The sequence below is a fragment of the Kutzneria viridogrisea DSM 43870 genome, from assembly GCF_000525635.1.
Taxonomy (GTDB): domain Bacteria; phylum Actinomycetota; class Actinomycetes; order Mycobacteriales; family Pseudonocardiaceae; genus Kutzneria; species Kutzneria viridogrisea.
Genome location: NZ_CP007155.1, coordinates 9261065 through 9285099, shown reverse-complemented (window position 1 = coordinate 9285099; position 24035 = coordinate 9261065). Strand labels below are relative to the sequence as shown.

At 70.3% G+C, this 24035-nt stretch carries 24 protein-coding genes and 1 tRNA gene; 13 read left to right on the top strand and 12 right to left on the bottom strand.

Annotated elements, in window-relative coordinates; genetic code table 11:
* The 5 genes from nuoN to KALB_RS48030 all read left to right on the top strand — a co-directional run bounded on the left by nuoN (position 1) and on the right by KALB_RS48030 (position 7123).
* The gene (gene nuoN, locus KALB_RS40745; protein ID WP_025361441.1) at positions 1–1518 is read left to right on the top strand and encodes an NADH-quinone oxidoreductase subunit NuoN; all 1518 of its coding nucleotides are present in this window, start codon (positions 1–3) and stop codon (positions 1516–1518) included.
* Between the two features lie 111 nt (positions 1519–1629).
* Complete coding sequence (locus KALB_RS40740) at positions 1630–2913, top strand: AAA family ATPase (RefSeq protein ID WP_025361440.1); 1284 nt, start codon at positions 1630–1632, stop codon at positions 2911–2913.
* Entirely contained in the window at positions 2910–3650 is a 741-nt protein-coding gene (locus KALB_RS48955) for an HNH endonuclease family protein (protein WP_025361439.1), read from the top strand. The genes KALB_RS40740 and KALB_RS48955 overlap by 4 nt, the downstream gene beginning before the upstream one ends.
* A gap of 167 nt (positions 3651–3817) precedes the next feature.
* Positions 3818–4840 (top strand): polyprenyl synthetase family protein, encoded by a 1023-nt coding sequence (locus tag KALB_RS40730; RefSeq protein ID WP_025361438.1) that lies wholly within the window; start codon positions 3818–3820, stop codon positions 4838–4840.
* Positions 4841–4933: 93 nt separating this feature from the next.
* A complete protein-coding gene (locus KALB_RS48030) occupies positions 4934–7123 on the top strand; it encodes a sunset domain-containing protein (RefSeq protein WP_025361437.1) in 2190 nt (729 codons plus the stop codon).
* Between the two features lie 55 nt (positions 7124–7178).
* Here the strand turns inward: KALB_RS48030 and KALB_RS40720 are convergent, their stop codons facing one another.
* The 4 genes from KALB_RS40720 to KALB_RS40705 form a co-directional block, all read right to left on the bottom strand.
* Positions 7179–8240, bottom strand: coding sequence for a 2-oxoacid:ferredoxin oxidoreductase subunit beta (locus KALB_RS40720; RefSeq protein WP_025361436.1), 1062 nt, complete (start codon positions 8238–8240; stop codon positions 7179–7181).
* Positions 8237–10120: a 2-oxoacid:acceptor oxidoreductase subunit alpha gene (locus KALB_RS40715; RefSeq protein WP_025361435.1), complete on the bottom strand. Its 1884-nt coding sequence runs from the start codon at positions 10118–10120 to the stop codon at positions 8237–8239. Before KALB_RS40715 ends, KALB_RS40720 begins: the two co-directional genes overlap by 4 nt.
* Before the next feature lie 310 nt (positions 10121–10430).
* On the bottom strand, positions 10431–11183 hold the full coding sequence (locus KALB_RS40710; protein WP_025361434.1) for an enoyl-CoA hydratase: 753 nt from the start codon (positions 11181–11183) through the stop codon (positions 10431–10433).
* A gap of 5 nt (positions 11184–11188) precedes the next feature.
* Positions 11189–11635 (bottom strand): Lrp/AsnC family transcriptional regulator, encoded by a 447-nt coding sequence (locus tag KALB_RS40705; protein WP_025361433.1) that lies wholly within the window; start codon positions 11633–11635, stop codon positions 11189–11191.
* 75 nt (positions 11636–11710) lie between these two features.
* On the opposite strand from KALB_RS40705, the gene ddaH reads away from it, so the two are divergent.
* On the top strand, positions 11711–12586 hold the full coding sequence (gene ddaH / locus KALB_RS40700; protein WP_236650120.1) for a dimethylargininase: 876 nt from the start codon (positions 11711–11713) through the stop codon (positions 12584–12586).
* Between the two features lie 71 nt (positions 12587–12657).
* On the opposite strand, the gene KALB_RS40695 is transcribed toward ddaH, so the two are convergent.
* Positions 12658–13011 (bottom strand): hypothetical protein, encoded by a 354-nt coding sequence (locus KALB_RS40695; protein WP_148309845.1) that lies wholly within the window; start codon positions 13009–13011, stop codon positions 12658–12660.
* A 311-nt stretch (positions 13012–13322) separates the two neighbouring features.
* Between KALB_RS40695 and KALB_RS47310 the strand changes: the two genes are divergently transcribed.
* The gene (locus KALB_RS47310; RefSeq protein ID WP_148309844.1) at positions 13323–13595 is read left to right on the top strand and encodes a hypothetical protein; all 273 of its coding nucleotides are present in this window, start codon (positions 13323–13325) and stop codon (positions 13593–13595) included.
* Positions 13596–13605: 10 nt separating this feature from the next.
* Here the strand turns inward: KALB_RS47310 and KALB_RS47305 are convergent, their stop codons facing one another.
* The 3 genes from KALB_RS47305 to KALB_RS40680 all read right to left on the bottom strand — a co-directional run bounded on the left by KALB_RS47305 (position 13606) and on the right by KALB_RS40680 (position 16576).
* Positions 13606–14439: an Rv1352/Rv1906c domain-containing protein gene (locus KALB_RS47305; protein ID WP_148309843.1), complete on the bottom strand. Its 834-nt coding sequence runs from the start codon at positions 14437–14439 to the stop codon at positions 13606–13608.
* Positions 14440–14621: 182 nt separating this feature from the next.
* Positions 14622–15917, bottom strand: coding sequence for an ATP-grasp domain-containing protein (locus KALB_RS40685; protein ID WP_236650119.1), 1296 nt, complete (start codon positions 15915–15917; stop codon positions 14622–14624).
* Between the two features lie 278 nt (positions 15918–16195).
* Positions 16196–16576 carry a hypothetical protein gene (locus tag KALB_RS40680; RefSeq protein WP_148309842.1) on the bottom strand — a complete coding sequence of 127 codons (381 nt, stop codon included), beginning with the start codon at positions 16574–16576 and terminating at the stop codon, positions 16196–16198.
* 72 nt (positions 16577–16648) lie between these two features.
* Between KALB_RS40680 and KALB_RS40675 the strand changes: the two genes are divergently transcribed.
* From KALB_RS40675 to htpX, 4 genes are read left to right on the top strand one after another with little or no spacing between them, the layout of a single operon-like run.
* Complete coding sequence (locus tag KALB_RS40675; protein WP_035976903.1) at positions 16649–17089, top strand: NADH-quinone oxidoreductase subunit B; 441 nt, start codon at positions 16649–16651, stop codon at positions 17087–17089.
* The gene (locus KALB_RS40670) at positions 17086–17670 is read left to right on the top strand and encodes an NADH-quinone oxidoreductase subunit C (protein ID WP_025361426.1); all 585 of its coding nucleotides are present in this window, start codon (positions 17086–17088) and stop codon (positions 17668–17670) included. The genes KALB_RS40675 and KALB_RS40670 overlap by 4 nt, the downstream gene beginning before the upstream one ends.
* Positions 17667–18155 (top strand): 4Fe-4S binding protein, encoded by a 489-nt coding sequence (locus tag KALB_RS40665; RefSeq protein ID WP_025361425.1) that lies wholly within the window; start codon positions 17667–17669, stop codon positions 18153–18155. Before KALB_RS40670 ends, KALB_RS40665 begins: the two co-directional genes overlap by 4 nt.
* Positions 18156–18160: 5 nt before the next feature.
* Complete coding sequence (gene htpX, locus KALB_RS40660; RefSeq protein WP_025361424.1) at positions 18161–19024, top strand: zinc metalloprotease HtpX; 864 nt, start codon at positions 18161–18163, stop codon at positions 19022–19024.
* Here the strand turns inward: htpX and rfbA are convergent.
* Positions 19004–19885 (bottom strand): glucose-1-phosphate thymidylyltransferase RfbA, encoded by an 882-nt coding sequence (gene rfbA, locus KALB_RS40655; RefSeq protein WP_025361423.1) that lies wholly within the window; start codon positions 19883–19885, stop codon positions 19004–19006. The genes htpX and rfbA overlap by 21 nt on opposite strands.
* 28 nt (positions 19886–19913) lie before the next feature.
* A complete protein-coding gene (locus KALB_RS40650) occupies positions 19914–20405 on the bottom strand; it encodes a YajQ family cyclic di-GMP-binding protein (protein ID WP_025361422.1) in 492 nt (163 codons plus the stop codon).
* A gap of 127 nt (positions 20406–20532) precedes the next feature.
* On the opposite strand from KALB_RS40650, the gene KALB_RS40645 reads away from it, so the two are divergent.
* Positions 20533–20614: transfer RNA gene (locus KALB_RS40645), tRNA-Tyr, on the top strand.
* Positions 20615–20957: 343 nt separating this feature from the next.
* Entirely contained in the window at positions 20958–21851 is an 894-nt protein-coding gene (locus KALB_RS40640; protein WP_025357383.1) for an IS982 family transposase, read from the top strand.
* A gap of 779 nt (positions 21852–22630) precedes the next feature.
* Here the strand turns inward: KALB_RS40640 and KALB_RS40635 are convergent.
* The gene (locus tag KALB_RS40635; protein WP_148309841.1) at positions 22631–23086 is read right to left on the bottom strand and encodes a helix-turn-helix domain containing protein; all 456 of its coding nucleotides are present in this window, start codon (positions 23084–23086) and stop codon (positions 22631–22633) included.
* A 61-nt stretch (positions 23087–23147) separates the two neighbouring features.
* Complete coding sequence (locus KALB_RS40630) at positions 23148–24035, bottom strand: GNAT family N-acetyltransferase (protein WP_025361420.1); 888 nt, start codon at positions 24033–24035, stop codon at positions 23148–23150.

Below are 24035 nucleotides of genomic sequence, written 5' to 3'. Positions count from 1 at the left end.
GTGCAAGAACAATTCCTCGCGCAGGCCCAGCAACAGGTCAACGCCCCGGACATCGCCTACGGGGCGATCGCACCGGTGCTCATCGTGCTGGGCTTCGCCTGCCTGAGCGTGCTGGTCGAGGCGTTCGTGGCCAAGGAACGCCGCTGGGGCCTGCAGATCGGCGTGGCCGCCGCGGCGATCGTGCTGGCCGGGGCCTCGCTGGCTGCCTTCATCAGCTCCAACGACGCCGCGGGCGGGCCCACCGGCAAGACCGGGGTGACCACCCTGGCCGGTGCCGTGTCCGTGGACAAGCCCGCGCTGTTCCTCTGGGGCACCCTGCTGGCGCTGGGCGTGCTCGCGCTGCTGCTGATCGCCGACCGCACCGTCGGCGGTGACATGCAGACCGAGGTGTTCCCGCTGTTCCTGTTCGCCCTCGGCGGCATGATGGTGTTCTGCGCGGCGAACAACCTGCTCACCATGTTCATCGCGCTGGAGGTGCTCAGCCTCCCGCTGTACCTGATGTGCGGCCTCGCTCGGAAGCGCCGTCTGATCTCCCAGGAAGCCGCGGTCAAGTACTTCCTGCTCGGCGCCTTCGCCTCGGCCTTCTTCCTGTACGGCCTCGCGCTGCTCTACGGCTACGCCGGTTCGGTCAAGCTGGCCGACATCGCCACCGCCGCCGTGGGCACCGACCGCTCCGACACCCTGCTGTTCGGCGGGCTCGGGCTGCTCGTGGTCGGCCTGCTGTTCAAGGGCTCGGTCGGTCCGTTCCACACCTGGACCCCCGACGTGTACCAGGGCGCCCCGACTTCGGTCACCGCGTTCATGGCCGCCTGCACCAAGGTCGCGGCGTTCGGCGGCATCCTGCGCGTGCTCACCGTGGCCTTCCAGTCCACCCAGTGGGAGTGGCGTGGGGTGCTGTGGGGCGTGGCCATCGCCTCCATGGCCATCGGCGCGATCTTCGGCCTGACCCAGACCGACGTGAAGCGCATGATCGCCTACTCCTCGGTGGCGCACGCCGGGTTCCTGCTCGTCGGCGCCATCGCGATGAACACCGATGGGCTGTCCTCCACGCTGTTCTACCTGCTGGCCTACGGCTTCACCACGATCGCCTCCTTCGGCGTGATCAGCCTGGTCCGTTCCGGCAGCGGCGAGGCCACCGACCTGTCCCAGTGGGCCGGTCTGGCCAAGCGTTCGCCGCTGCTGGCCGGTGTCTTCACCTTCCTGCTGCTCGCGCTCGCCGGTATCCCGCTCACCAGCGGGTTCATCGGCAAGCTCGTGGTGTTCTCCGCCGCCCTGCGCGACGGCATGGCCCCGCTGGTGGTCATCGCGCTGGTCTTCAGCGCCGTGGCCGCGTTCTTCTACCTGCGCGTGGTGGCGCTGATGTACTTCGGTGAGCCCGCGGAGGACGGTCCGACCGTCAGCGTGCCCGGCGCGTTCACCACGGTGGCCATCACCCTGGGCACCTTCGTGACCCTGTTGCTGGGCGTGCTGCCCGGCTTCGTCCTCAACTGGGCGAGCTCGGGCGGCTTCCTGTCCTGAGCTCCGGTCCCACCCCGCATGTCCTGAAGGTGCCCTTCACGGCGTTCAACGCCGCGAAGGGCACCTTCATGTCGGACTGACACCCCGCGGGTCCGCGACTAGGGTCGACACATGTACGTCGCCAGGGTGCGGGTGCGCGACATCCGGGGATTCACCGGCGCGCGGGAGGTGGACCTGACCCTCACGCGGCCGGACGGCACGCACGCCGGGTGGACGGTGCTCGCGGGCGACAACGGTTCGGGCAAGACGACCCTGTTGCGGGCGGTGGCGCTGGCGGTCCGCGGGGAGCGTGCCGCGCTGCGACTGCACTCGCATGACGGCTGGCTCACCCGCGGGGCGGAGCGCGGCGAGTGCACGGTCGACCTGGTGCGGGATCCGGTGGCCGATCAGTTCAGCGAGCAGGTGGGCGCGGACCTGCCGGGTGTCCGGGCGCGGATGTCCTGGGACGAGGAGATGGGCCCGACCGGCGAGCCCTCGGTGCTGGCGAGCGCGGGGCCGTGGCGGGACGAGCCGCAGGGCTGGCTGTGCGCGGGCTACGGCCCGTTCCGGCGGCTGGTGGGCAAACCGCTGCGGCACCCGGCGACGATCGGTGCGCTGGCCACCTTGTTCGACGAGGAGGCGACTCTCGTCGAGGGCGTGGAGTGGCTGGTCTTCCAGTACCTGCGGTCCCTGGAGTCGCACGGCGGTTCGGCGCGGCTGATGGCCACGGCGCTGCGCGTGCTCGGGGACGGCCTGCTGCCGGATGGCTATGAGGTCGACCGGGTCGACTCGGCGGGCCTGTGGGTGACCCGGGGCGGGCAGCGGTTCGCGCTGCGCGAGATGAGCGAGGGCTACCGGACGGTCGCGGCCCTGGTGGTGGACCTGATCAGGCAGGTGCACGAGGCGTTCGGCGAGCTGCCCACCGAGGGCGCGCGGATCACCGCCCCCGGGGTGGTGCTGATCGACGAGGTCGGCGCGCACCTGCACGTGTCCTGGCAGAAGCGGATCGGCGGCTGGCTCACCGAGCACTTCCCGAACGTGCAGTTCATCGTGAGCACGCACAGCCCCTACGTCTGCCAGGCGGCCGACCCCGGCGGGCTGATCAGGCTGCCTGGGCCAGACGAGGACGTACCGCCGCACGTGGCGGACGAGCAGCTGTACGGCCGGGTCGTCTACGGCAGCGCGGACGACGCCGTGCTGTCGGAGCTGTTCGGCCTGCGGAGCGGCTACTCGGACCGGGCGCAGCTGTTGCGCAGGGAGTTGACCAGGCTGGAGATCGAGGTGGTCTCGGGCAGGGCGGACGAGGAGCAGGTGCGGCGCTACCGCGAGCTGACCGGGCTGCTGACCAGCTCGCCCTCGGCTCGGGTGGACGAGGTCACCGCCCGGCTCGTCCTGGAGCGGATCACCGGCGAGTGATCAGGATCCGCAGGCTGCCGCTGCCCACCGCGGCCACGGGGCAGCTGGCGGCGCAGACCGCCGCGATCGGTGCCGTCCGCGAGCACGCCGAGCGGGTCAGGTTCGCGCGCGAGCGCTGGCGGCGCGGATCGGCTCTGCGCAAGCCGATCCGGGAGACCCTGGCCAGGATGGCGCCCGGCCTGGAGCGCTGCATGTACTGCGGGGACAACCAGGGCTCCAGCGTGGACCACCACGAGCCGGTCAGCCGCAACCCGCTGCGCACCTTCGACTGGCTCAACCACCTGCTGACCTGCTCGTTGTGCAACAGCCACTACAAGGGCGACAAGTTCCCGCTGGACGCCCGGGGTGAGCCGCTGCTGATCGACCCGTCCGCGGAGGACCCGCTGGACCACATGGTGCTCGCGCTGAGCACCGGCGAGTACCTGCCGCTGTCGGAGAAGGGCCGGGTCACCATCGAGGTGTGCGGGCTGTCCCGCCCGGTGCTCAACCGGGGGCGCGTGCTGGCCAGGAGCCTGCTCACCAGCAGGCTGCGGGACTGGGGCCTGGCCCAGCGGGCGCGGGACTCCCGGCGGATGGCCGAGGTGGTGCGGGACGTGCACACCCAGCCCTTCGCCGACGTGTGCCAGTCCATGCTGCGGCAGGCAACCAGCCCCGGGGCGGAGATCGTCTTCGAGCGGGATCCCGGCACGCTGAAGCTGTTGCGCAGACCGGATCTGCGCGAGGCGCTGCTCATCTGACGGTGCGTGTCGTTACGACTTCAGGGGGTGATCAATCCGTCGTCCGGCTGTTCTCCTGGCCACTCCCCGGCGAGATCCACAGCTCGGCGATTACGCTGCTGGTGACGTGATGGTCCTGCTGGGGGAACGCCGCCCGGCAGCCGACTGCTGTAGGGGACGACGCCACCGTGACGGAGAACCAGGGTTTGCCTCCCGCAGGGGAGCAGGGAGTCCGGCTGGACTTCGCCGATCCCGCGCTCGCTGCCGCGGTGCGCGGCGGCCTGACCAGGGTCGAGGACCTGTTGCGCTCGGTGGTGCAGAGCGACTTCCAGTTCGTCACAGACACCTCGCTGCACCTGGTGGTGGCCGGGGGCAAGCGTTTCCGGCCGCTGTTCACGCTGCTGGCCGCGCAGTTCGGCGACCCGGACGCCGAGGACGTCATCAAGGCGGCGGCCGTGGTGGAGCTGATCCACCTGGCCACGCTCTACCACGACGACGTGATGGACGAGGCGACCATGCGGCGCGGCGCGGTCAGCGCGAACGCCCGCTGGGACAACACGGTGGCGATCCTGACCGGGGACTACCTGTTCGCGCACGCCTCCAAGCTGGTCGCCGACCTGGGCACCGAGGCGGGCCACATCATGGCCTCCACGTTCAGCCAGCTGGTCACCGGCCAGATGCGCGAGACGATCGGTCCGGCCGAGGGCCAGGACCCGATCAAGCACTACCTGACGGTGATCGACGAGAAGACCGGTTCGCTGATCGCCACCGCGGGGCGCTTCGGCGGCATGTTCTCCGGGGTGACCCCCGAAGGGGTGGACGCGCTGACCACCTACGGGGACGCGTTCGGCACCGCCTTCCAGATCTCCGACGACATCATCGACATCGCCTCGCCCGCCGCCGAGTCGGGCAAGACGCCCGGCACCGACCTGCGCGAGGGCGTGCGCACCCTGCCGATGCTGTACGCGCTGGCTGACGAGGACCCGCAGGGCGACCGGCTGCGCGAGCTGCTCGCCGGGCCGATCACCGAGGACGCCCTGGTCGAGGAGGCGCTGAAGCTGCTGCGCGAGTCCTCGGGCATGGAGCAGGCCCGGCTCACCCTGCGCAGCTACGCCGACCGTGCCAAGGACGCGCTGGACGCGTTGCCCGCCTGCCCGGCCCGTGAGGCGCTGGAAGGCCTCACCGACTACGTGGTGGCTCGCACGTACTGAACGTGTCACCCGTTAGGGTCTAGCTGGCCTGAGCAGGCAGCATCGCGGCGGTTACGCTGCCGCGGAGCAGTTCAACAGGAGGCTAGTGCGGTGATGTGGTTGTTCGGGCAGGTGTGGCTGTTGTGCCTGCTCGCCTTCGTGATCGGCGCCGTACTGGACTCCGTGCTGTTCACACGCCCGCAGCGCAACCGTGTGCGCGAGCTGGAGCGGCAGCTCGCCGAGGCCCAGCGCGAGCCCGTGGCGCTGGCGTCCGCGCCGGAAGTCCCTGCTGAGCGCACCAGCCACGTGGTCGAGGAGCCGGTGCGGGAGCCGGAGCGGGTGCCCTCCTGGGAACGCCAGGAGCGCACCGAGCCGGAGCCGGAGCAGCGCCCGGTGGCGGCCGTGCCCTCGTGGGAGCGCGAGGAGCCGGAGGAGCAGGAGGAGCCGGTCACCCGGCTGCTGCCCCAGCAGCAGGAGCAGCCCGAGCCGCCCGGGATCCCCAACCCGAGCCCGGCCGAGATGGGCCTGGCAAGCCGCCTCGCGGGCGAACCCGTTGCCGCCGCGGCCGAGACGACCAGCATCCTGCCCCCGGTGGCCCGCGAGGACATCGACCCGGCTGACACGGAGCTGGCCGACCACGAGGGCCAGTTGGCCTACGTGCCCTCCGACGAGTGGGACGAGGACCGCTACCTGGTCGACGACGTGGTGGACGACCTGTCCGAGGAGGACCGGGCCGCCGCCGCCGAGACGACCGGCCCGGTGTCCGCCGACCTGGTGCGCCGGGCCGAGGAGGCGGTGGCCGCACGGGCCGCTGCCGCCGCCGAGGACGAGCCGAGCTGGACCGGCGAACTGCCCGTGATCGTGGACGAGCCGGACTCGGACGGTGCCGAGGGGCAGCCGAGCGCCGCTGAGGAGCCCGAGCCGGTGGCGGGCTACCTGGAGCAGGTCGCCGACCCCGAGCACGCCGAGGTCGAGCCGGATGACGCGCTCGACGGGGAGCACAGCTTCACCGAGTCCGCGCAGGACGAGGAGCGGCGGCAAGCCGGTCGCGAATCGGCGGAGGACCACGAGGAGCCCCACGACGCCGACCGGGAGTCGGCGACCGAGGGCTACGCCGAGTCCGAGCCGGCGACTGGCTATATGGAGCGGATTTCCGAGCCGGAGGGCGTTGACCGCGGCTATGCCCGGTCTGCGGCTGAGGAGCAGGACCGCGCCGACCGGGAGTCGGTGGCCGAGGGCTACGCCGAGTCCGAGCCGGTCACCGGTTACATGGAGCGGATTTCCGAGCCCGAGGACGCTGACCGCGACTACGCCGAGTCCGCGCACGCCGAGCCTGAGCCGGAATCCACGAACCGCCACGCCGTGGCCCAGGACGACGAGGACCACGCCGAGCCGGAAGCCGCCGCCCGCCACGCCGAGTCGGCCGCCGAGGAGCTGGCACCGGCCGCCCGCCACGCCGAGCCGGAGTCCCAGTCCTCCGGGTTCGTCGAGCCGGAGCCGCAGCAGCCGGAGCACCGCTCCGAGGCGGTGACGCACTCCGCCCCGATCCCGGTGCCGGTGCGGCCCGAGCACTTCGGCCGCCCGATCCCGCCGGGACCGGCCGCCGAGGCCGTGCAGCCGCAGCCGGAGCCGGTGGCCATCGCCGACGCGGCCCCGCCGCAGCCCCCGACCCGGCCCGCGGCCGCTGCGGCGGAGCGGCCCCGCTCGCTGTTCGAGCCGGTGATCGACCCCGACTACGACGGCTCCTACGACGACGGTCCGCACGGGCTCCCGCCCCTGCAGGAACCCATCCAGCCCCGCCAGCAGGCCAGCTCCGAGCCGTTCGTGCCGACCCTGGCACCCGGCCTGCTCGACGGCACCGCACCGAAGCCCCCGATGCCCACCGGCCCCGCCGGGCTGCCGAAGCGGACCGTGGGCAGCGAGGCGTGGCCGCGTATGGACACCGGCAGCCGCTCACCGCTGCCGCAGGACGCCCCGCAGCCGTTCACCCCCCAGCCGTTCACCCCGCAGCCCGCACCGTTCCGGCCGAGGGCCCAGTTCAGCCCGTTGCCGCGCACCGGGGACAAGGCGCCGATCCGCCGCCCCTCCGGCGGCGGTCCGCGCACCCCGTTCGGCCCGGGCTCCGCGCTGCCCAAGCCGGACGGCTCGGCCCCGTCCCCGGAGTACGTGGTGAAGGCCTCGGTGGCCGCGCGCCGCTTCTACACCTCCGACACGGAGGGCTACAGCTCCACCCGTGCCGAGGTATGGTTCCGCAGCGTGGGGGACGCCACCCGCGCCGGGTTCACCGCGCACGGCCGCTCCTGAGCAACGCGGAAGGGCGGCTCCCCAGCTGGGGAGCCGCCCTTCCGCTCGTTCTGGCTCAGTCGGCGAGCACGGTCCAGGTGTCCTTGCCCCGCAGCAGCGAACCCAGGTTGGCGGGCTTCTGCTTGGCCTCGTTGACCTGCGCGCGGGCCAGGTCGTCGTAGGTCGCGCGGCGGACCGAGCGGAACACGCCCACCGGGGTGTGGTCCAGGTCGTGGCTGCCCAGCCGGGACAGCGCGAACGCGTAGGAGGGGTCCTCGATGGTCGCGTCGTGCACGACCAGCGCGTCCAGCCCGACCTCCGCGACCTCGGCGATCCGCAGGGACCCGGTCTTCGGGTCGCGGACCACGCCGTGCTGTCCCTCTGAGCCGAACCGGATCGGCTGGCCGTGCACCAGCGGGATGATCCGCTCGTCCTTGGCCTCGGAGTCCTTGAGCACGTCGAAGGCGCCGTCGTTGAAGATCGGGCAGTTCTGGTAGATCTCCACCAGCGCCGACCCTCGGTGCTCGGCGGCGGCCCGCAGCACCTCGGTGAGCTGCTTGCGGTCGGAGTCCAGCGCCCGGCCCACGAAGGTCGCGTCCGCGCCCAGCGCCAGCGACACCGGGTTGAACGGGTGGTCCAGCGAGCCCATCGGGGTGGACTTGGTGACCTTGCCCTCCTCGGAGGTGGGCGAGTACTGGCCCTTGGTCAACCCGTAGATCCGGTTGTTGAACAGCAGGATCTTCAGGTTCACGTTGCGGCGCAGGGTGTGGATCAGGTGGTTGCCGCCGATGGACAGCGCGTCGCCGTCACCGGTGACCACCCACACCGACAGGTCCTCGCGGGAGGTGGCCAGGCCGGTGGCGATGGCCGGGGCGCGGCCGTGGATGGAGTGCATCCCGTAGGTGTTCATGTAGTACGGGAACCGCGAGGAGCAGCCGATACCGGAGATGAACACGATGTTCTCGCGCTTGAGCCCCAGCTCGGGCAGGAAGGACTGGACCGCGGCCAGCACGGCGTAGTCCCCGCAGCCGGGGCACCAGCGGACCTCCTGGTCGGTCTTGAAGTCCTTGGCCTTCTGCGCCTCGGTCGTGGTGGGGACCCCCGCGAGGCCGGGCAGACCCAGGTCGATGGTCGTCACGCGTCCAGCCCCTTCACGAAGTCAACCAGCACGTCCTGCAGTTCCTCGGCCTTGAACGGCAGCCCCGCGACCTTGGTGTAGGACACGGCGTCCACCAGGTACTTCGCGCGGATGAGCATGGCCAGCTGGCCCATGTTCATCTCCGGCACGACGACCCGGTCGTAGCGGGCGAGGACCTCACCCAGGTTCTTGGGGAACGGGTTGAGGTGGCGCAGGTGGGCGTGGGCGATGTCCATGCCCAGCCGCCGGACCCGGCGGCAGGCCGCGCCGATCGGGCCGAAGCTCGACCCCCAGCCCAGCACCAGCACCCGTGCCCGGCCCGAGGGGTCGTCGACCTCGACGTCGTCCACGGTGATGCCGTCGATCTTGGCCTGGCGGACCCGGACCATGCGGTCGTGGTTGTCGGGGTCGTAGGAGATGTTGCCGGTCCGGTCGGCCTTCTCCAGGCCGCCGATCCGGTGCTCCAGCCCCGGCGTGCCCGGCACCGCCCAGGGCCGGGCCAGGGTCTCGGGGTCGCGCAGGTAGGGCCAGAACTCCCCGGACCCGTCGGTGGCGTTGGGCTCGGTGGCGAACTCCACGCTCAGGTCGGGCAGGGTGTCCAGGTCCGGGATCAGCCAGGGCTCGGAGCCGTTGGCGATGTAGCCGTCGGACAGCAGCAGCACCGGCGTGCGGTAGGTGAGCGCTATCCGGGTGGCCTCCAGCGCGGCGTCGAAGCAGTCCGCGGGCGAGCGCGGGGCCACGATCGGCACCGGGGCCTCGCCGTTGCGGCCGAACATGGCCTGCAACAGGTCGGCCTGCTCGGTCTTGGTCGGCAGCCCGGTCGAGGGGCCGCCGCGCTGCACGTCCAGCACCAGCAGCGGCATCTCGGTCATCACCGCGAGGCCGATGGTCTCCGACTTCAGCGCGATACCGGGACCCGAGGTCGAGGTCACGCCCAGCGCGCCCCCGAAGGAGGCCCCCAGCGCGGCGCCGATACCGGCGATCTCGTCCTCGGCCTGGAAGGTGGTCACGCCGAAGTTCTTGTGCTTGGCCAGCTCGTGCAGGATGTCGGAGGCCGGGGTGATCGGGTAGGTACCCAGGAACACCGGCAGCTTCGCGCACTGCCCGGCGGCGACCACGCCGTAGGCCAGCGCGGTGTTGCCGGTGATCTGCCGGTAGGTGCCCGGGGACAGCTTGGCGGGCGCCACCTCGTAGGTCACCGCGAAGGACTCGGTGGTCTCGCCGTAGTTCCAGCCGGTGCGGAAGGCCAGGATGTTGGCCTCGGCGATCTCGGGCAGCTTGGCGAACTTCTCCCGCAGGAACCGCTCGGTGCCCTCGGTCTCCCGGTTGTACATCCAGGACAGCAGGCCCAGCGCGAACATGTTCTTCGCGCGCTCGGCGTCCTTCTTCGACAACCCGGTGGGCTCCAGCGCGGCACGGGTGATCGTGGCCATCGCCACCTGGTGCACGTGGTAGGCCGACAGCGACTCGTCCTCCAGCGGGTTGGCCTGGTAGCCGACCTTGGTGAGGTTGCGCTTGGTGAACTCGTCGGTGTTGACGATCAGGGTGCCGCCGGGGGGCAGGTCGGCGATGTTGGCCTTGAGCGCGGCCGGGTTCATCGCGACGAGCACGTCGGGGCGGTCGCCGGGGGTCAGGATGTCGTAGTCGGCGAAGTGCAGCTGGAAGCTGGACACGCCGGGCAGGGTGCCCTGTGGCGCGCGGATCTCGGCCGGGAAGTTGGGCAGCGTGGCCAGGTCGTTGCCGAAGGCCGCGGCCTCGGAGGTGAACCTGTCGCCGGTCAGCTGCATACCGTCGCCGGAGTCCCCGGCAAATCGGATCACGACCCGATCCACCTTGCGGACCTCGACCGGTCGTGTCCCCCTACCCACGTCGATGCTCATGGGTGCGGCAATCCCTCTCTCGCATGGGGTGGCCGTGGCCACCGTCGTGGCGGCCTCGACCGTCCGGATCGGTGCCGCGCTATGACGCGCCCCCGGCATAGCGACACCGTTGAGTGCTACCTCCGAGCGTAGTCGTCGGTCAGATCCCGGTGTGGCGGTGCTTCCAAGTCTTGGGAACTTCGGCCCCGTCCCGTGCCCGTCACAACCGCTTCACCTGGCATTAACGGTACTTACCGGCAGTAGGTGAACCGGTCCGAGTGCGGTACACCTCACACCGGGATCTGTCGTGATCCGACATACCGCCGGTAGATCACCTGCTGGAGATGCGGTTCTTCAGCGCGGCCAGCCGCTGCGCGAACGCCGGGGACTCGATCGATTCCAGCTGCGGTGCGAGCTCCAGCTCCACCGCCTCGCGGTGCAGCTCGGTGGCCGCGGTGGCCCGCATCGTGCTCTTGGTCCGCACCGCCAGCTCGCGCGGGGCCGAGGCCGCACCGGCCGCCAGCCGCACCGCCTCCGCCACGACATCACCCGTCGTCACGTCCAGCACCAGGCCGGTCCGCTTCGCCTCCGCCGCGTCCAGCACCGCGCTGAACAGGGTCATCGCCTTGGCCGTCTGCGGGCCGACCAGCCGCTGCAACATCCAGGTCATTCCACCGCCCGGGTGAATCCCCAGCTGGAGGAAGCGCGCGTCGAAGCGGGCCCGCTCACCCGCCAGCCGCACGTCGCAGGCCAGCGCGAGGTTGAGCCCCGCGCCCACCGCCGCCCCGTTCACCGCGGCCACCGTGGGCAGCGCGCACTCCGCCACCGCCAGGAAGCCCGCGTAGATCCGGCGCAGGCCCTGCTCCCTGGCCTCGCCGAGCTGGCTCAGGTCCGCGCCCGCGCAGAACGCCGGCGGGGTGCCGGTGACCACCAGGGCGCCCACCTGCTCGTCGGCCTCGCAGGCCGCCACGGCCTCCGCCAGCTGCTCGGCAAGCGGCAGGGTCAGGGCGTTGCGCCGGTCCGGGTCGTGCACCGTGATCACGGCGACCCGGTCGCGCCGTTCGAGGAGGATCTCACCACTCATGCCGCTCAGTGTTCCGGAGCCGGCGGCCGGTCCAGCAGGGTGGACAGCACCACCGTGGAGATCGTCCGGTCGATGATGTCCACCGCGCGCAGCCGCTCCAGCACCGTCTCCAGGTGGTGGATGTCGGAGGCCCGCAGGTGCACGATGGCGTCGGCCGCCCCGGAGACCGTGTAGGCCGCCACCACCTCGGGCAGCGGGTCCAGGCGCGAGCGGATCTCGCCGGGGGTGATGTTGCCCCGGCAGTGCACCTCCACGAACGCCTCGGTGCCCCAGCCCAGGGCCTCCGGGTCGACCACCGCCGTGAACCCGCGCAGCACCCCCGTGTCCAGCAGTTTGTCCACCCGGCGCTTCACCGCCGGAGCCGACAGGCCCACCGACTTCCCGATCTCCGCGTAGCTCGACCGGGCGTCGGAGACCAGGCACGAAATGATTCGCTGATCGATGGCGTCCATACGCAACATATTGCACCAAGTTCTGCAACGCAGCGGCGTTGTTCGCTGGTCATGGGGGCACATACATTTCGATCCATGTCCGCCACGTTCGACACGCAGCTGCCGCTCCCCACCGCGGAGCAGGCCTCCCAGGTCCGCGTGCCCACGCGCCGCCGGTACCTGATGTGCGCGCCGCAGTACTTCACCGTCGAGTACTCCATCAACCCGTGGATGGACCCCGAGCAACCTGTGGACACCGGGCTGGCCCTGGCGCAGTGGACCGCGCTCAAGGAGGTCTACCAGCAGCTCGGGCACACCGTCGAGACGATCACCCCCGAGCCCGGCCTGCCCGACATGGTGTTCGCGGCCAACTCCGGCACCGTGATCGACGGGGTCGTGCTGGGCTCGCGGTTCCGTGCCGAGCAGCGCGCAGCCGAGGCCGAGCACTTCCGGCGCTGGTTCCTGCGCAACGGCTACCGCGACGTGGTGATGCCCACCAGCATCAACGAGGCCGAGGGCGACTTCACCTGGACCGGCACCGTGCTGCTGGCCGGTACCGGCTTCCGCACCGACCCCGGGGCGCACGCCGAGGCCCAGGAGGTGCTCGGTGTGCCGGTGGTCTCGCTGAACCTGGTCGACCCGCGCTACTACCACCTGGACACCGCGCTGTTCGTGCTCGACGACCAGTCCGACCGGCCCCAGGTCTGCTACTTCCCCGGCGCGTTCTCCGCCGGTTCGCAGAAGGTGTTGCGCAGGCTGTTCCCCGACGCCGTGATCGCCACCGAGGCCGACGCCGCGTGCCTGGGCCTCAACGGGGTGTCCGACGGCCACAACGTCGTGCTGCCGCTGGAGGCCACCGCGCTGGGCGGCGCCCTCGCCGAGCGCGGCTACCAGCCCGTCTACGTGGACATCTCCGAACTGCGCAAGTCCGGCGGCGGCCCCAAGTGCTGCACCATGGAACTGCGCGGCTAACCCCCTGATGCCATGAAAGTGCCGTTCCTGGCGTTCAACGCCAGGAACGGCACTTTCATGGCATGGGCCGGTCAGCCTGCCGTGTAGTAGTAGTGCGTGGCCAGCACCTGGTTGCTCGCGTCGCGGTGCAGCCGGAACACGTGGAACGGCACCGGGTGCCTGGTGATGTACGCCGCGGCCGACTGGAACTCGCTCTCGCTGGCGGCCCATTTCGCCACCACGCTCTCCAGCGGGTCCCCGAACCGCTCCGCCGTCTTGAACGCGAACGTCCGCGCGGTCTTGTCGATCTTGATGTCGCCCATCGCGATCAGGTCCTTCGGTGTCCTGCCGATCACGCTGGACACCTGGCCCGGCGCCGCCATCGCCTGCGGTGCCACCAGCACCGTGAGCAGACCGGCCACCAGTACGAGAACGAGCTTGCGCATCAGCACCCCAGAGTGTTGGTCGGAATGAGCCTTTTGTCCACTTTATGGGTGACGATCGTCGGCCGCGACCCCCTGCGCCCGCTGACGTAACGAAGGTGCCCGTCGAGACGACGGAAGTCTCGACGGGCACCTTCGTGGCACCGGGCCGGAGTCGTGCTCGCTGTATGCTGGTGCACAGTCAGTCGGGTGCGTCGGGCACTTGGTGCGCAAGAGGGGAGGTCGATCTGCATTGAACTGTTGGATGTTCGTTGCGGAAAGCCTCTCCAAGTCAGACCTCATTACCTGAACCTGCCCAAAATCCAGGTCGGTTTTTGCTCGATGGATTTCTTTTCGCGCTGGTCATCGCCGGTATCTCGTTCGCTGCCGTGGTTGGCGGCGGGCTTGCTCGACTGGTTTTACGCAAAATTGGTGCAGAAAAGTCCGAAGGCTTGTCGAGCGGAGCGGTGGGCAACACTGTCGACGGGGAAGTGGCTGGCAATGTCATCCAGGTTGTCGAGCTCAACGGCGACCTGAATGTGCGGGCAGCGTGTTGTTCGTGCGAGTGCTCGGAGAACGGTTCGAGTTCGGGCGGTGTTGTCGATTGATGTTGTGCGGCTACTTGACCAGTTGCCAGGTGCCGCAGCGTTCGCTGGTGAAGCTCCCGTCGGACGGGCTGATCGTCACGGTGATCGAAGTCGCGTGTGTCGCGAAGTTGTTGTCGATGATTTCGCCGTTCGGTCGAGTGCGTTCCCAGTAGCAGTTGTCGACGCTGCCGGTGGTCCGGTAGGTGCCGGGCTTGATCTTCCTGTCGCCAGCTCCGATTTCGTACGTGCCGTTGCCGAACGGAATGTTGCCGTCGATGACGTCCTGGAGCGCTCCCTGGAGGTCTGGGCAGAGCGCCGGGATCCCGATCTTGAGGATCTCGAGTTCCTGGCTGTTCCCGCTGACCTGCGCCGCGAGGAACTCGGTCGGCGACAGGGTCTTCCCGCCCAGGCCCGCGCTTCGGCACACGTCGGTGACCAAAGCCGAGGCCGATGCGTAAGACGCTGGCAGTGTTGGTGTGATTCCCGCTTGGTCTACCGCCAGGTCGACCTTCTCTGCCGGGGTCGGATCGGCATTCTTGACATACACCGAGGCCATTCCAGTGTAGCGGGACGTGAGTATCGAGACGACGCGCCATCGTGAGAAGTCCGTGGTGATCGCCTGTTTGTCACTGTCCTTGATTACCGTGGCGGAATAGCCCTTCTCCGTCAGGTCGTGGACGGCCGCGTCCGCGAGATTGCCGAGGTAGTGTGATGCGTCGAAGATCTCCGCCTTGGGCTGATCGACAGTGGTCGTGGTCGTAGTTGTCGTCGGCATTGGTGCTGCGGTTTCCGTGCTTCCGCAGGCTGATGCCCCGGCCATGACGGCGAGTGCGAGGAACCCAACAGTTGGAGTGGACCGGTTCATGCCGCCCCTTCGCCGAGCAGTCTGAGACAGTTGCCCGGTACTTCGGCGAATGGCTTCCGGCGTTAGCGCTGTGCCTCGCAGAACGTTCTGATCGTGATGCGAGTGTATGACTCTGATGACGTCATGAAGGGCACCTTCGGGACGGTGGACGTCTCGAAGGTGCCCTTCATGACGGGCGAACCTCAGGCGGTGACGGCCTCGAAGGCGACCTCGGCCTCGACCTCGCGCTCACAGGCCATGGCGATGGCGGGCTCCAACCGGCCGACCCCGGTGCCCCAGTCCTGGTCCGCCAGCGCGAAGGCGGAGACCACGAGCGGGGCCGCGGGCCGACCGGGGCGCACGGCCTCCTGGTACAGCTCCAGTTCCAGCCGACCGCCGACGGGGCCGGGGCGCAGTCGCAGCGAGCCGTGCGCGGGCTCGTCCTCGTGCGCCCAGCGGCACGCCCATTCGGTCCAGACCACCGGACGCTCCACTTCGGACTCCGGGCGGACGGCCTTCACGTTGGCGCCGATCGCGCTGATCCGCGTGGTGTCAGCGGCGCTGACGAGCAGGTCCTCGAACTCGATGGAGCTGATGCCCGCCTCGTGCCCGGCGACCAGGGCCACCTGGAGCAGCGCCAGCGGCAGCTGCGGCAGCGCGTCCTCGAAGCAGGTCATGGCCCCGCCGTAGCGGGTGTTGACCTCGGTGGGGCGGAAGCCGTCCGCGGTGGCCACACCGTCCAAAGTGAACGTTCCGCGGTAGCCGACGGTGCCGCGCAGCTGCTCGCCGACCCGGCGGGCCAGGTTGCGCATCTCGTCGCGGATCGCGGCGGGCGGGTCGTAGTAGCTGGCGCAGCCCGCGTAGAGGAACTTGGCCGACTCCGTCCGGCGCGGCACGACCATCTCGATCGGCCGCAGCACGGCGGTGCCGTCGGGGAACACGATGCCGTGCACGGACACCGGAATCCCTTCCAGGAACGGCATCACGCGGATGTTGGTGCACTTGGGCGCGAGGTAGCGGTAGACCCGCCGCGCCTCGGCGTGGGTGCGCACCCGGCGCACGAAGTTCGCGCCGCCGTTGATCGCCGGGCCGTCCCCGGACCAGACCACGCCCCAGCCGCTGTCCATCAGCTCGCTGACCTGCCACAGCCGCCACAGCGCGTCCTCGGCCACGTCGACCACGTGGGCGGGCGCGTGCGGCACCGACAGCTCCGACCACAGCTGGTCGATCGTGGTCTTGTTCTCCAGCTCGATCCACTCGGGACGGCGGTGATTGAGCACCGGCCGGCCCGCGACCTCCGGCAGCCCCATGTAGTTGGAGCCGATCACCAGCGCCTGGCCGGTCGGGTCGAACTCCTCGAGCACCGCCCTGACCTCGGCGGAGTCCAGTGCGTTCTCCAGGCTGCTCTGCTCGGAGGCGACCAGCCCGGTGATGCCCAGCGTCACCCAGCGGGCGACCTCCGGGTCGTGCAGCGGGGCGTGGTCGTCGGTACTGATCACCAGTGTGCGTTCGGCTTCCAGACTACTGAGTTCCTGCACGCGCGCGGACAACCGCGACCCGCCAGCGAGGACGATCCTGCGACCGCCGAACAGACCACGGAGGCGCTCTGAGAGCGCGGCAAAGACATGATCCATAGCCATGGACTCACTTAGATGAGAAGCCGAAAAAGGAGCCGGCGAGCGCCGGATGCGGGAAGCATAAGCCCACCCCGGTCCGGCCCAAAAGCACGGTCCCACAACGGTGTGGCGAACCCTGTCCGCCGGTCGCCTGGCCGCGGTCAGCCCAGCAGGCGCTCCGCCCTCGGCGTGGGCATCAGCATGATCATGCGGTTGGCGCTGCCGGTGGACTTGATCCACGAGGCCGGGTCGGCCAGCACCTCGGTGACCTCCCGGTCGTCCAGCTCGGGCGCGTTGTCCCACAGCGCGGTGCCCGGCTCGCGGATCTCCACCAGGTCGCGCTCGATCAGGTCGTGTACGACGGTGCGGAAGGTGGGCACCAGTTCCTCGATCGCGGCCTCGTCCCCGCTGGGCACCCACACCGCCCCGCAGCGCTCGGAGTGGCCCAGGTAGTCGGCTATCACCCCGTGCAGGTACGCCTGTTCCATCGTGTTGAGCATGACGAAGTACTCCTCAGCAGTGAGGTCGTCCCAGTTCGTCACGAGGCCCATTGTGACCAGCGGGCGGGTGGCATCCAAGGGGCAATTCGGCGCACCGGGCTAGGCTTCGGCCCTGTGAGCACAGTGACGCCGACCCTGCGACTGGACTGGGGAACCAGCTACCAGGTGACCGTGCTGGACCTCGGGCTGGCCTGCTGCGGGGTCGAGGTGATGGCGGCACTGGAGGGCCGGGGCGGGGCCGATGCGCTCGCCGAGCTCGGGGTGACCGCGGTGCACGGCGGCCCGGAGCAGGCGCACGTGCTCGTGGTGTCGGGCACCGTCACCGACGTGATGCTGCCCGCCGTGCTCGCCACCTACGAGGCGATGCCCGAGCCGAAGTACGTGCTGTCGGTCGGCGCGTGCAGCAACACCGGCGGCCCGTACTGGGACTCCTACAGCGTCACCAAGGGCATCGACCAGGTGCTGCCGGTGCACGTGGCCGTGCCGGGCTGCCCGCCCCGTCCCGAGGCGCTGCTCGGTGGGCTGGTCGCTTTGCACCGCATGGTGACCTCGTGACCGCCGCGTCACCCGAACTGGCGGCCCGACTGCAGGAGCTGCTGCCCTCAGGTGTCACGAAGGCCGCCTTCGGGCAGTCCTGGGTCCAGGTCGAGCCCGCCGAGTGGCACACCGCCGCCGCGCTGGCCCGCGACGAGCTGGGCTGCCTGATGTTCGACTGGCTCGGCGCCGAGGACGCGGGCCGTCCCGGCGACCTCGGCCGCAGGCACACGGTGCTGCTGCACGTGGTGAACCCGTTGCAGCAGCGCGGTTTGTCGGTGCGTACCGAGCTGGGACCCGAGGACGAGCTGCCCAGCATCGCCGGGGTCTGGGCCGGTGCCGCCTGGCACGAGCGCGAGGCCGCGGAGATGTTCGGGCTCGCACTGGCCGGGCAGCCCGAACCGGCCCGCCTGCTGCTGCCCGACTCCTTCGTGGGCCACCCGCTGCGCAAGGACTTCGTGCTGGCCGCCCGCGTGGTGCGGCCCTGGCCGGGCGGTCTGGAACCGGGTGAGTCCAGCTCGGCGCCCAGCCGCCGCAGGCTCGCCCCGCCCGGGGTGCCCGACCCCTCCTGGGGGCCACGTCGTGAGGAGGATCCGCGATGACCGCCGATCAGCCGCTGCCCCCGAGGTCCAGGGGCGTGATCGCACTGCTGGAGGCCAACTGCACGGTGTGCATGCTGTGCGCGCGGGAATGCCCCGACTGGTGCATCCACATCGCCTCGCACACCGAGACCGTGCAGCAGGCGGGCTCGGCCCGGCCCCGTGCGGTCAACGTGCTGGACCGGTTCGCGATCGACTACGGGCAGTGCCTGTACTGCGGGATCTGCATCGAGGTGTGCCCGTTCGACGCCCTGCACTGGGCCGCCGAGCACGACTACCCCGGCACCGGCGAGAACGCCGTGGCCGAGCTGGTGCACGAGCGGGACCGGCTCGGCGAGTGGGTGGCCGAGGTCCCGCCGCCACCACCGCTGGACCCGGCCGCCGAACCAGCCCCGGAACAGGCCTCGGGGCGTCCGGCACGCCCCGGTTCCGGAACCGCGGCCCGCCCCGGGGCGTTCTCAGGTAGGACGCGACGACCCGGAGGCTGAGACAGGTGCACAAGCACGTCAACGGGTTGAAGACGGCTCTGCTGCTGGGCGCGCTCAGCGGGCTGATCATCCTGATCGGCGGGTTCTTCGGCAGCACCGGCCTGGTGATCGGCTTCGCACTGGCCATCGGCATGAACGCCTACGCCTACTTCAACTCCGACAGGTTGGCCCTGCGTGCGATGCACGCCAGGCCCGTGTCGCAGGTGGAGCAGCCCGCGATGTACCGGATCGTGCGGGAGCTGGCCACCTCGGCCCGCCAGCCCATGCCCCGGCTCTACGTCAGCCCCACCCAGGCGCCCAACGCCTTCGCCACCGGCCGCAACCCGGCCAACGCCGCTGTGTGCTGCACCACCGGCATCCTCGAACTGCTCGACGAGCGCGAGTTGCGAGCGGTGCTCGGCCATGAGCTGTCCCACGTCTACAACCGGGACATCCTGATCTCCTGCGTCGCGGGCACCCTGGCCAGTGTGGTCAGCCTGCTGGCCAACCTCGCCATGTTCGCCGGGCTGTTCGGCGGGGACGAGGAGGACCGGCCCAACCCGGTCGCGCTGCTGCTGATCGCCCTGGTCGCCCCGCTGGCCGCGGGCATCGTGCAGATGTCGGTCAGCCGGTCCCGCGAGTTCCAGGCCGACGAGTCCGGGGCCCAGCTCACCGGGGACCCGCTCGGGCTGGCCTCCGCGCTGCGCAAGCTGGAACTGGGCACCCAGCAGGCCCCGCTGGCCCCCGAGCCCGCGGTGGTCTCCCAGTCGCACCTGATGATCGCCAGCCCGTTCCGCGCGGGCGAGCACGCGGCGAGGTTGTTCGCCACGCACCCGCCCATCGCCGAGCGGATCCGCAGGCTGGAGGAGCTAGCCCGCCGCACCGGCTGAGCGGGCCACCTCCTGCACGTACTGGCCGTAGCCGGACTTGGCCAGCGCCGAGCCCAGCTCGAAGCACGCCTCCGCGTCGATGTAGCCCATGCGCAGCGCGATCTCCTCAAGGCAGGCGATGCGCACGCCCTGCCGGTGCTCCAGCACCTGCACGAACTGCCCGGCCTCCAGCAGCGAGTCGTGCGTGCCGGTGTCCAGCCAGGCGAAGCCCCGGCCCAGGTCCACCAGCCGGGCCCGGCCGCGCTCCAGGTAGGTCCGGTTGACGTCGGTGATCTCCAGCTCGCCACGCGCAGAGGGCTTGAGCGCCTTGGCGATGGCCACCACCTCGTTGTCGTAGAAGTAGAGACCGGTGATCGCCTTGTTCGAGCGCGGCTTCTCCGGCTTCTCCTCGATCGACACGAGCCTGCCCTGGCCGTCCACCTCGCCGACCCCGTAGCGCTGCGGGTCGCGCACCGGGTAGCCGAACAGCACACAGCCGTCCAGGCCCGCCGCGTAGTGCTGGAGGGTGGTGGCGAAACCCTGCCCGTAGAAGATGTTGTCGCCGAGCACCAGCGCGACGCTGTCCCCGCCGATGAACTCCTCGCCGATCACGAACGCCTCGGCCAGCCCGTTGGGCTGCGCCTGCTCGGCGTAACTCAGCTGGAGCCCGAACTGCCCGCCGTCACCCAGCAGGCGCCGGAAGTTGGGCAGGTCGGTCGGCGTGGAGATGATCAGGATCTCCCGGATGCCCGCCAGCATCAGCACGGACAGCGGGTAGTAGATCATCGGCTTGTCGTAGACCGGCAACAGCTGCTTGGACACGGCTTGCGTGATCGGGTGCAGCCGGGTGCCACTGCCACCGGCCAGGACGATGCCCTTCACGTGCTCCCCCTCGTACGACCGCCTGGGATCAGCGGTAGTTGGTGAACTGCAGGGCGATCTCGAAGTCCTTGCCCTTCAGCAGGGAGATCACCGCCTGCAGGTCGTCCTTCTTCTTGGCCGACACGCGGAGCTGGTCGCCCTGGATCTGCGCCTGCACACCCTTGGGGCCCTCGTCGCGGATCGCCTTGCTGATCTGCTTGGCCTTGTCCGAGGCGATGCCCTGCACCAGGGTGCCGGTCACCTTGAAGATCTTCCCGGACACCGAGGGCTCACCGACCTCGAACGCCTTCAGCGAGATGCTGCGCTTGATCAGCTTCTCCTTGAAGACCTCGATCGCAGCCGAGCAGCGCTCCTCGGTGTCGGCCTGGATGGTGATGGCCTCCTCACCCGACCAGCTCACCTGCGCCCCGGTACCGCGGAAGTCGAACCTGGTGGACAGCTCCTTGCCGGCCTGGTTCACCGCGTTGTCGACTTCCTGCCTGTCGACCTTGCTCACCACGTCGAACGACGGGTCCGCCACGTGCCCTGCACCTCCGCGTAATGGTTGGGTAGACCCACGAATGCTACTCCGGGGGTATCCGGTTGGAGTCTGGCCCCAGGGGTTATGTATGCTTCACCCCGCAGGCAGCGACAGGGTCTGCGAGCCCGCCAGGTTGCCCGAGCGGCCAAAGGGAGCTGACTGTAAATCAGCCGGCACAGCCTACGGAGGTTCGAATCCTTCACCTGGCACAGGCGGATTGGGCGGCCTATGCCTGCGGAGAGCGCAGGCGTAGGCCGCCTGATTTTGTTTCTGGGGGGCGACCCCCAGACCCCCGGTAGGGGGCGCTGCCCCCAAGCCCCCGAGGGGGGTGGGCGGCCTTCGTCACGCGGGCGTTGCCTCCAGGCTCCCCGGTCAGGGGTGCTGCCCCGGGCCTAGAGGGGTGGGGCGGCTCCTAGCTCCCCGGTCAGGGTGCGCTGTTCCCAGGCTCTTGGTGGGCCCCATGCCTCCGGTGTTGGGGCGCTGCCCCTAGACGAGTAAGTCCTAAGTCCGGGCGGTGGCTGAAGACGGACGAAGGGTGTTCAAGATCAGTTTGTGAGGACCGACCTGAACACCCTTCTGACCGCACTCTACGTCAAGATCGATGACCACCTCGGCAGGCCCGCCCGGACCGGACGCCCGCCCAAGCTGACTGACGCCGAACTACTCACTCTGGCCGTGGCCCAGGCTCTGCTCGGCATCCGCTCCGAGGCCCGCTGGCTCCGGTTCCTGCCCCGCCACCTGCCCGGCGCTTTCCCGTATCTGCCCCAGCAGTCCGGCTACAACAAGCGGCTGCGCACCGCCGTCCCGCTGCTCAAACGGATCATCCGGCTGCTGGCCCTGGACACCGACCTGTGGACCGACGCGACCTGGATTGTCGACTCCACCCCGGTCGAGTGCGGCCGCTCCCGCGAGACCACCAAACGCTCTGAACTCGCCGGCTGGGCAGGCTACGGCTACTGCTCCAGCCACTCGCGGTTCTTCTGGGGACTGCGCCTACACCTGATCTGCACCCCGGCAGGACTCCCCATCACCTGGGCGCTGGCGCATCCGAAGCTCGACGAACGCCAGGTGCTGATGGCGATCCTGGACCACGACCCCACCGTGCTGGCCGACCGACCCGGTCTGCTGATCATCGCGGACAAGGGCTACGTCTCCCGCGAGCTGGACGCCTACCTGGCCGAGCGCGGGGTGCGGCTGTTGCGCCCGTCGTATCGCAACCGCACTCCGCATCCGGCCCAGCACCTGCTCAAACCCGTCCGGCAGTTGATCGAGTCGGTCAACGACAGCCTCAAAGGTCAGCTCGACCTGGAGTTGCATGGCGGCCGCACCATCGACGGCGTGACCGCGCGCATCGCCCAACGCCTGCTCGCACTGACCGCTGCGATCTGGCACAACCGGGCCACCGGCCAGCCCGTCACCCGATCCCTGATCGCCTACGACCACTGATCAGTTAGGACTTACTCGTCTAGGTCTCTGAGGGGGTGGGGTGGCCTTCGTCCCTTCGGGCGTTGCCCTCAGGCTCCCGGTGTGGGGCGACCCCACGTACCCCGGCCAGAGCGCTGCCCCCAGACCCTCGGACGGGGGCGATCCCCGGCCACCCCGAACTGGGGGCGCTGGCTCCAGGCCCCTGGTGGGGCCCATGCCGCCGGTGTGGTGCCCCCAGGTTCCTGAGGGGGTGGGCGGCCTAACGCGAGACGTGACAACGGCGGCGCCCCCACGCAGGTTCCTGAGGGGCGGGGTGGCCTTCGTCCCCCGAGCCCCCCGGTGTGGGGGCGACCCCCATGTCCCTCGGGCGTTGTCCCCAACGCCCCCGAGAGGGTGGGCGGTCTTCGTCTCCTCGGCCAGGGGCGCTGTCCCCAGGCTCTCGGTGGGGACCCCACGCCTCCGGTGTGAGGGCGCTGCCCTCCAGGTCCCTGAGGGCAGGGCTGCCTTTGCCCCCAGGTGTTGCCTCCACGACTCCCGGTGTGGGGCGCCACACACCCGGGCGTTGCCCCCCTGCGCCCCGAGGGGGCTTCGCATCTGGGCTGGGTGGTTTTGCCTGTGGTTGTTTGGTGAGTTGGCTTTGGGGCGCGGCGTTGGGTATGTGCGGACATCGCGAGGGCCCGTGGGTCGCGGCGGATTGCGCGAGCACGGGCCCTCCCGGACCGAACGCCTGGGGCTTCCCCACCCGGTGGCGTCGGCCACGGTTTCACCGTAGCAGACTTCGAACATGGGTTCGAGTGTGGTCATTCGTTCGTGATCTCCGTGTCGGTGGCGTACTCCCGCTCGGGGTCCAGGCCGAGGTGGATCAGCCTGGCTCGGATGGACCACCTGCTCCTGGCGAACTGCAAGGCCAGTTCGGGGATCGCGGCGCCGCCCTCGGTCCACAGCCGGGCGAGTTCGGCGTCCTGCTCCTCGGTCCACGGCCGCCCGGCGTTGGCGGGTGCGCTGCGCGACTTGGCCAGCGCCTTTCCGTTGCCCTGCATGACCGACAGTCCGCGCAGGGTCTGCTCCAGCAGCCGCCCCGCGGTCATCAGGTCGCCGACGGGCAGCACGAGCCCGCCCTCGGCGATCACGGTCCCGTCGGTCAACTCGCCCGCGATGTCGACGATGACCGACTCCTCGGCGTCGGCCCGCACCTCCACCGCGTAGATCCGGTCGCCGACCTGTTCCTCACCCCTGAGCTGAATGCTCGTCTTCATGGTGACCTCCCTCACCACCCGACGCTAGAACCCACCACCGACAATCCGGGGAAAGCTCAGGTCAGGCGGGCAGTGCGGGGCGCCGCTGCCAGATCGTCCACAGTGGACGATAACCCTGGGCGGCCCAGAACGGCGCCGACCGGGGATTGGGCACCGCGTGGTGCAGGATCGTCAGCTCGACGCCCGCCTCGTCCAGCACCCGGTGCGCGTGGGCGACCAGTGCGCTGCCGATGCCGCGACCGCGCGAGCCGGTGGCCACGCTCGTGGCGCCGAGGTAGGCCACCGGCGAGGCGGAGGTCAGCTCGGCGGCCCAGTCGGAGTGCGGCGGCAGGTCGACGGTCAGCAGGCCGAGCACCTCGCCGTCCCGCTCGGCCAGCCAGGCGAGCCGTCCCTCGACCCCGAGCTGCTCCGCGAGGTGAGCGCGGCACGACTCCTCGAAGCCGGGGCGTGCGGTGACCACACCGAACTGGTGGTCGTAGCGCACGATGGCGGCCCACAGGGCGCCGCACGCCCCGAGATCCGCCATGGTGACATCGCGGATGACCAGATCGTTCGCGGGCGGCGGAGCGGCAGCCGCGCCACGCCTGCGGGCCGCGAGCGCCAGCAGCGGGGCGAACCCGCGCAGGGCCAGTTCGCGCACGGGCCCGGTGTCCCGGCTCGGCCACGTGATCATGGCGGCGTGCTCCGGGTCGCCGGGCGGCACGGTCTCGCGCAGGTGCTCGGTCCAGCGGTCCAGCAGCGGCCCGAGTTCGGCGCCGGGCAGCCGCACGGTCAGCCGGTGCCGGTTCAGCGCGCCCCACAGCGCGTCGAAGGAATCGGGCTCGACGCTCACCAGTGAGACGGCGCCCACCGCGGAGTCGGTGACGAGCACCGTACCCTCCAGGTCAGCGGGTTCGGGCAGCAGCGGGTCGAGGGCCGCCAGGCGGGCGGCGTGCTTCGCCAGGTCCAT